The organism is Frankia gtarii, assembly GCF_025403375.1.
Lineage (GTDB): Bacteria > Actinomycetota > Actinomycetes > Frankiales > Frankiaceae > Frankia > Frankia gtarii.
The window spans coordinates 1-7406 of sequence record NZ_JAMPTM010000316.1 but is presented as its reverse complement, the minus strand read 5'-3'; the positions used below and the strand labels follow the sequence as shown (position 1 = coordinate 7406).

At 73.0% G+C, this 7406-nt stretch carries 5 protein-coding genes and 1 pseudogene; all 6 read right to left on the bottom strand.

From position 1 onward, the window contains the following. A pseudogene (locus NBZ83_RS28120) lies at positions 1 to 364 on the bottom strand (hypothetical protein); the annotation flags it as partial. Positions 365 to 366: 2 nt separating this feature from the next. Further along, entirely contained in the window at positions 367 to 699 is a 333-nt protein-coding gene (locus tag NBZ83_RS28115; protein WP_261570995.1) for a small basic family protein, read from the bottom strand. Next, positions 696 to 1574, bottom strand: a complete 879-nt coding sequence (locus tag NBZ83_RS28110) for a DUF881 domain-containing protein (protein ID WP_261570994.1) — start codon at positions 1572 to 1574, stop codon at positions 696 to 698. Before NBZ83_RS28110 ends, NBZ83_RS28115 begins: the two co-directional genes overlap by 4 nt. Before the next feature lie 325 nt (positions 1575 to 1899). Next, positions 1900 to 4386: a mannose-1-phosphate guanyltransferase gene (locus NBZ83_RS28105; protein WP_261570996.1), complete on the bottom strand. Its 2487-nt coding sequence runs from the start codon at positions 4384 to 4386 to the stop codon at positions 1900 to 1902. Between the two features lie 19 nt (positions 4387 to 4405). Next, positions 4406 to 5035: a cardiolipin synthase ClsA gene (clsA, locus tag NBZ83_RS28100; RefSeq protein WP_261570993.1), complete on the bottom strand. Its 630-nt coding sequence runs from the start codon at positions 5033 to 5035 to the stop codon at positions 4406 to 4408. Positions 5036 to 5363: 328 nt separating this feature from the next. Next, positions 5364 to 6449: a C40 family peptidase gene (locus NBZ83_RS28095; RefSeq protein WP_261570992.1), complete on the bottom strand. Its 1086-nt coding sequence runs from the start codon at positions 6447 to 6449 to the stop codon at positions 5364 to 5366. Positions 6450 to 7406 lie beyond the last annotated feature (957 nt).

Below are 7406 nucleotides of genomic sequence, written 5' to 3'. Positions count from 1 at the left end.
GTCCCGCCCCGGGCTCCGCGGCCGCCACGTCGCGCGCAGCCGGCCCCTCCTCGGCCACGCCCGCCTCCTCGGCGGCGGCGACGTCGTCGTCGTCGAAGGCCGGGTCTGTCGCACCGGCCTGCGTGGGCCGGGCGAGCACACTGTCGGCGTCCGGATCCCCTTCGTCCATGACCCGTCGACCGCCGCCCTCACCATCCGCGGCGTCACCATCCCCAGCGACCCCGCCGGATGCCGGGTCGGCGGGGCCCGGCGCGTCCGGCTCGCCCGCGACGGGCTGCGCCGCGGCGACACCGGCGGCAACTGGTTCGACCGGGGGCACGTCGACCGGTTCAGGTCGGGGGGAGGCCGCCGCGCTCGCCGCCATCGTCAGATCCTGATCAGCGCGCGGCGCAGGACCGTCGCGGTCGTGAAGATCCGGATGCCCAGCACCACGACGACCGCCGTCGACAGCGCGCCACCGAAGCCGATCAGGTCGCCGAGCAGCACGAGCAGGACGGCGATCACCACGTTGGAGACGAACGAGACGATGAACTCCCGGTCGTCGAACGTCCCCTCGACAAGCGAACGCGCGGCGCCGAGGGCGGCGTCGACCGCCGCGACGACCGCGACCGGCAGGTAGGGGTCCAGCCAGTCCGGGGCGGTCGGACCCAGCAGCAGTCCGGCCACCACACCCAGCACGAGGGCCAGCAGGGGAATCATGATCCGCTCCGTCGGGCATGGCGCAGCACCGGTAGCGGCGCCGCGGGCAGGGTCAGGGTCTCGGCGGCGGACGCCGTCAGGGAGGTCACGGGGGAGCCTGGACGGTGGCGCAGCCGGTCGACCACCGCCGACTGCTCCACCCGTCGCACCAGTCGCCGCGGATCACCGATGGCCTCGACGTCGTACGGCGCCAGCACCGGGACGAAGTTGATCAGAACGAGGTCCCCCGCGGCCCGAATCGCGCTGAGCGCCGTCAGCCGCACCCCGTTGATCGCGACCGCTTCGGCCCCGGAGATCCACAGCACGTTCACGAGGTCGGCGAGATCATGATCCTGAATTCGTCCCGTCCCGGCCGCGCCCGGGACGGCCGTCGGGGCGGACTGGTGCGGACGGGGAGTGCCGGACGCCGAGACGCGGGGGTTGGCGGAGCCGGAGCCGCCGGCCAGCCGGTCGGTGACCTTGATCCGTACGCCGGGACCAGTCGCCGCGACCGAACCCGCCACGGGACCGAGCGCCGCGACGTCCACCGCGGCGCGCGCATGATCGCGGTCGGCGCGGCGACGCTGATTCCTCGTCGCCTCGACCACGGACCGCAGCTGCCCGACTCGGTCCTCGGCGCCGGCTAGGGCGACGGAACGCTCGCCGACCTGCACACGCAGGGTCGCCGCGAGCCGCGCTCGGTTGTCCGCGGTAGTGGCCCCGCGCCGCGCTCCGAGCGCGATCACACCGCCGAGCAGGACCAGCACCAGAGCCAGCGCCGCCGGCCGGAGCCGTCGCCGGCCCCCCGCCCCCGCCCGGCCCGCGGGCGGCAGCTCGGCAGGCGGGCCCGGTTCCGCGGGCGGGGAGGATTGCCGAGGTGGGTCGTCGAGGAGCATCGCGAGCTCCGCCGGCAGAGACTCCGAGGCTCCGGGTAGCACGGTGGCCCCGGGCAGCTCGAAGCGACCGGAGGGGCATTTCGCCGCTGGCCATCGCCATCCGGTCCGATCCCGCATATTCGGCATTCTGACCGACCAGCGGCCCGACGCCGCCGACCGGCACGGTCCCGCGCGTGCCGTGATCGGCCGGGAGACCGGTCGACCAGTGGCGTGAGAGCGGCGGTGGGTCGCCAGACGCCGCGGGGCCGCGGGCCGCGGCTCGGCAGGGTGGTGCGGTTCCGCGAGAAACCGGCAGCCCCCGACACCGTGTCCTGAGGAGCGGTTTCTAGGAGGCCTCGACGACCTCGGCCCAGCGGCGCAGCAACCGGTGAGCCTGACTCAGATCGGCGCCCTCGGCCCACAGGTGGGTGACAGCCTCGCTGGGATCGGGCAGCACGAGCACCCAGGAGCCGTCGGAGCCCACGATGCGCACCCCGTCGGTGGTGTCGATGGTCTGGCCGGCCTCCGGATCGACGGATTCCACGATGCGGCGCATGACCATGCCCTTGGCCGCCCACGGGGTGGGCACCGAGCGGCGCAGGATCGCGATGGACGGGATGCGGGCGTCGATGGCGGACAGCGTCAGCCGGGTCCGCGCCACGAGGGTCAGCAGCTTCACGAAGGCGGCGAGCCCGTCGATGGCGGGAGCGAACTCGCCGACGACGAAGCCGCCCCGGCCGTCGGCGGCGAAGGCGACGCCATCCTCCCGAGCGACCCGGGTCAGCGCCGCGGCCGACAGGGAGGTCCGCCGCACGGTCAGCCCGTGGAAGTGGGTCACCTGGTCGGCCACCCGGGTGGTGGTGACCGGCAGGGCGACCTCGGCGCCCCGGCTCTCGGCGGCCACGAGGTCGAGGAAGACCAGCAGGGCCCGATCGTCGTCGATGAGGTCGCCCCGTTCGTCGACGATGGCGATGCGCTCGCCGACATGGTCGAAGCGCACCCCGAAGGCCGCGCCGGAGCTGGCGACCAGGGCGCCGAGCCGGTTGGTCGCGAGCAGGTCGTCGGCGGCGCTGTGAGCCGGGATGATCTCGTCGACCCGCCCGTTGACGGTCAGCACGTCGACCCCGAGCCGGCCGAGCAGGGTGGGGAGCACGAGCGAGGCGGAGCCGCCGGACGGATCGACGACGATCTTCAGATCCGCCTCGGCGAGGCCGGTGGTGTCGACCCGGTCCAGCAGGTCCTGGATGTAGAGGTCCAGGGTGCGGGCGGGGAAGCGCAGGTCGCCGATCTCGCCGGGGAAGGCGCGGCGGAAGTCCTGACGGGAGAAGACCCGGTCGAGCTTGCGTTGGGCGGCCGGGGACAGGTCGTCGCCGTCGGCGTCGAGGAAGAGGATGTCGATGCGTTCCGGGTCGCCGGGGGCGGTCCGCACCATGATCCCGCCGGCCGCGTTGGAGGAGCGGACGTCGAACCGGGTGACCGGCATCGGCGACACCTCGAGGTCGCGGATGTTGATGGCCCCGGCGGTCAGCGCGCTGATGACGGCCCGCTTGAGGGCGCGGGCGGCCCGGGATCCGTCGCGCGCCGTGGTGACGGTGGCGCCCTTCTTCAGGGTCGTGGCGTAGGCGCCGGCGATGCGGACGACGAGCTCCGGGGTGATCTCGGCGTTGATCAGGCCGGACACGCCGCGCGGGCCGAACAGGGAGCGCTGCCCGCGGGACTCCCAGATGACCGAGGTGTTGACGACCGCCCCGGCCTCGATCGTCTTGAACGGGTAGACCTTCACGTCGTGGGAGACGAACGCCTCCTCGCGCACGACGCACTCGTCGCCGATGACGGCGCCCTCCTCGATCCGGGCCGCCCGCAGCACGTCGGTGCTCTTGCCGATGACGCAGCCGCGCAGGTTGGTCTGCGGGCCGATCAGCGCGTTGTCCTGGACGATCGCCCGGTGCAGGAAGGCGCCGCTCTTGACCAGGACGTTGCTGCCGAGCACGGTGAACTCCCGCAGCTCGGCGCCGGCCTCGACCTTGCTGTAGTCGCCGACGACGAGCGGGCCCTTGAGGATGGCGTCGGGGTGCACCTCGGCGTCCTCGCCGACCCACACCCCGGGCGAGACCTCGAAGCCGTCGATCTCGACGTCGACCTGCCGGTTGAGCACGTCGGCCTGGGCGCGCAGGAAGCTCGCGATGGTGCCGACGTCCTCCCAGTAGCCGGCCGCGACGTAGCCGAACACCGGGGCGCCGGCCTCGACGAGGCGGGGGAAGACGTCGCCGGACCAGTCGACGGCCTCACCGGGTGGCACGTGCGCGAGGACCTCGGGTTCCATCACGTAGATCCCGGTGTTGACCGTGTCGGAGAAGACCTGCCCCCAGGTCGGCTTCTCCAGGAAGCGCTGGATGCGCCCGTCCTCGCCGGTGATGACGATGCCGAACTCCAGCGGGTCGGGCACCGACTTGAGGGCGACGGTGACCAGGGCGCCCTGGCGGCGGTGGAACGCGACGAGGTCGGTGAGGTCGATGTCGGTCAGCGCGTCCCCGCTGATGACGAGGAACGCCTCGTCGCGCAGGGCCTCCTCGGCGTTCTTCACGCTGCCGGCGGTGCCCAGCGGGGTCGTCTCGGTGGCATACGACAGGTGCATGCCGAGCTCGTCGCCGGAGCCGAAGTAGGTGCGGATCATCGACGCCAGGAACTGGACGGTCACGACCGTCTCGTCGAAGCCGTGCCGTTTGAGCAGCCGCAGCACGTGCTCCATGATCGGCCGGTTGACGACGGGTAGCAGCGGCTTGGGCAGGTTCGCGGTCAGCGGGCGTAGCCGGGTGCCCTCGCCGCCCGCCATGACGACGGCTCTCACCGCGTTACCTCCCGCTCTCGCCGGTCCGGGCCCGGTAGCGCCGGGCGAGTTGACCGGCCTGGACGAAGTAGAGCAGTCCGGACCACCAGTACAGGGCAGTACCCCAGATCGCGAACGCCCATCCAAGCGGGCGGGCCGCGGTCGCCAGCCACGAGTCCCCGGCGGCGAGCAGCAGCAGCGGGAAGGCGTAGAGCAGGTTGAACGTGGCCGCCTTGCCCAGGTAGTGCACGGGCAGGGCGACGCCCACGCCGATGCGGCGCAGCAGCGGCGGCAGGGCCAGCAGTGCCACGTCGCGGGCCAGCAACAGGACGGCGAACCAGACCGGCACGATGTCGCGCACGGTCAGCGCGATGATCGTGGAGAGGATGTAGAGCCGGTCGGCGAGCGGGTCCAGCAGCACCCCGAGGCGACTGGTCTGGTTGAGCGCGCGGGCGAGCTTGCCGTCGAGGTAGTCGCTGATCCCGGCGAACGCGAGGATCCCCAGCGCCGCACCGTCCGCCTCCGGCCCGAGTACCAGCCAGAGGAACACTGGCACGCCGAGTAGTCGCAGGGTCGACAGCGCATTGGGAATCGTCCACACCCGGTCCGGCGGCGCCGGCTCGGACACCGCGGGCTGCGGGGTGGGCGCGGTCATGCGACGTCCCTCCTCCACCGGCGCTTCGACCGGCTCGGCGGCAGGTTGCCGTGCGGTGGGCGGCCGCCCACCGCGCCCGGCGTGCCCGCGGGTCCCACCGCGGGCACGACGCCCCCCGGGGAGGCCCGGTCCCGCGCGGGCACCCGGTCGGCAGGCCGGACAGGGCAGACGCTAGCGGATGGTCGTCGCCGCTGGCCCGCTGGTCCGCCGGACCGGTGGCATCGACCGGCGGCCCGCCCCGGCCCTGGTCGACCGGGGCCGGTCGCCGCCGGCCCGGCCCGTCGCCGTCGACCGGGCGCCCGACGCCTCCCGACGCCTTCCAGCGCCGTCAGTGGATGCGGCCGACCTTGTAGGTGGAGCTGTAGATGGGACGCAGCGAGACGACACCGCCGGTCTGCGGCGCGGCCCACATGTAGCCGTTCCCGGCGTAGATGCCGACGTGGTAGATGTTGCCCGGGGTGCCGTAGAAAATCAGGTCGCCGGGCTGCTTGCCGGACTGCGGCACCTTGGTGGAAACGTTGTACTGCCCCTGCGCGGTGCGCGGCAGGGACCGGCCGAGCTGTTTGAACACGTACTGGACCAGGCCCGAGCAGTCGAAGGAGTAGGGCCCCTCGGCGCCCCAGACGTACGGCTTGCCCTTGTTCAGCGACGCCAGGTAGACGGCCTTCTCGCCGATGGAGCTGCCCGGGATGACCGTGGGGATGGCCTGGTCGATGACCGACCCGGCACCGCCGCCACCGAACCCGGCGCGCGTCGGGCTGGTGATCGTCACGGTGGCGGCGCCGGCAAGGGAGGGCCGCAGCGCGTTCGACCCGTCGAAGACGGCAGTGATGGTCGTCGTGGACAGCAGCCGGGCGGTGATCTGGGCGGTCCCGCCGGCGTCGGTGTGCAGGCGCGTCGAGGTCTGCCACTGCGGCCCGTTCACGACCACGATGCGGACGTCCGCGCCCGACAGCGGGGCGCCGCTGTCGGCCTCGGTGGCGCGCACGGTCAGCACGACGGGGGTGTTCGGTGCGACGGTCGACTTGTCCGCGGTGATGGAGACGTTGGTGAAGACCGGATCGTGGCCGGCGATCGCGGTGGCCAGCGGGGCAAGGGCACGCGTGCCGGTCAGGTCGCCGACGGCACCGTGGCCGTGGTCCATCGCGAGCGAGGCCTCGTGGATCGGCGAGCCCGCGTCCAGCGAGGCGGCGCCATCGGTCCCGCCGGGCACCGTCGCGGCGAAGGCGGCCGTCGAGGCGGCGAGGGTCCCGGTCGTGAACGCGGCGATGGTGGCGGCCCGGCGGGGCGGAACCGTGGTACGGCGGCGGGGCGCGGCGGAGCCTGAGGCGGTGCGGGGCGCCGGCGGGCGCTGGCGACTGCGGACGAACTGTTCCCAGTCCTCCGGTAGCCAGGCCATACCACGACGGGGCAAGGCGTGTCCTTCCCGTGCGCCTACGAGGTGAGCTGCCGGACGCGGGCCGGGGAGCCCGGCGTCGGCCGCGCGGACCATCTGCTCCACTTCTGGTGACGTCCCGGCTGCGGCGGCCGCCTCCAGAAGCATGGGTCCCCCTCGCCTGCCCCGACATACTCGGAGGGGTCGCCGAACCGGGGGCAGGACTAGGCGCATCGGTTCGACGGGTATGACTGTTGGGATGCCACAGAACCAGCACTTCAAATTTCGGACACCGATGGAACGGTCAGAACAGAAGTGCTGTCGATGACCATAATGGACATACCAGCAGGGTCGGCAACCACCCCGAACCCAACGCTCGGACACGCCCCCGGAAAACGCCCGCGCCTCAGCAAGAGGTGTACTTGTGCTCACGTTGCGTGATAGCATGGGGGCGACGGCAAGCCTCGACTCGCCTCCCGTAACAGTTTCCGCGCTCAGATCTGACCCGCCGCATACCGCACCGCACCTCAGGTGACGCTGCGCAGCTGATCCAGCGAGCCACCCCGGGGCGGCCGGAACGGGGTCCCCGCCAGTTAAGTGGAACCGGGCAATGGCGTCGTTCCGGGGCCGGACGGTGCCACCCGCACCCATGTCAGACGCCGGGCGCACAACGCCGCGAGAACATCACCGCACCCCGACCGGCGGATCGCCGGAAATGCGGAACGGTCAGCCGACGGATCGACCTGGGGGAATTCCCTGACCCGCGCCGGCGCCCGCCGCGGGGATGGTAGGCGCCGCCGGGACCACACCGCGGGGTGCCGCCGGGACGAACGCGCCTGCCGCCGACGCCACGGCCCCCGCACCAGCACCCGACGGCACCAAGGTGCCGGTGTGCAGCACCGATGGGAGGACCGTCGCCGCGGGGGCGGGCGGGACGACAGCCGCACCGGCAGGCGGCACGCCCGCACCGGCAGGCGGGCCAGCGGGAGCAGAGGC

Excerpts from the sequence above, each read along its gene's own strand:
- NBZ83_RS28115 (WP_261570995.1), bottom strand. The coding sequence starts at position 699 with ATGATTCCCCTGCTGGCCCTCGTGCTGGGTGTGGTGGCCGGACTGCTG.
- NBZ83_RS28110 (WP_261570994.1), bottom strand. The coding sequence starts at position 1,574 with ATGCTCCTCGACGACCCACCTCGGCAATCCTCCCCGCCCGCGGAACCG.
- NBZ83_RS28105 (WP_261570996.1), bottom strand. The coding sequence starts at position 4,386 with ATGGCGGGCGGCGAGGGCACCCGGCTACGCCCGCTGACCGCGAACCTG.
- clsA (WP_261570993.1), bottom strand. The coding sequence starts at position 5,035 with ATGACCGCGCCCACCCCGCAGCCCGCGGTGTCCGAGCCGGCGCCGCCG.